1 protein-coding gene is annotated in these 231 nt (G+C 73.2%); it reads left to right on the plus strand.

Going from position 1 to position 231, the window contains the following annotated elements; translation table 11 throughout:
* On the plus strand, nt 1–231 hold a 231-nt coding region (locus K206_RS40590), incomplete at both ends, for a TCP-1/cpn60 chaperonin family protein (protein WP_043368016.1).

Here is a 231-nt window from a genome sequence, read left to right on the forward strand (position 1 = left end):
AAGAAGGCGCGCGTCGAAGACGCGCTGCATGCCACCCGCGCCGCGGTGGAAGAGGGCATCGTGGCCGGCGGCGGCGTGGCGCTGATCCGCGCGCGCGAGGCGGTCAAGGGCGTGACCGGCGCCAATCCCGACCAGCAGGCCGGCATCAAGATCGTGCTGCGCGCGCTGGAAGAGCCGCTGCGCCAGATCGTCACCAACGCCGGCGAGGAAGCCAGCGTGGTGGTGGCGCGC

It is taken from the genome of Cupriavidus sp. WS (assembly GCF_000395345.1).
Classification (GTDB): domain Bacteria; phylum Pseudomonadota; class Gammaproteobacteria; order Burkholderiales; family Burkholderiaceae; genus Cupriavidus; species Cupriavidus basilensis_B.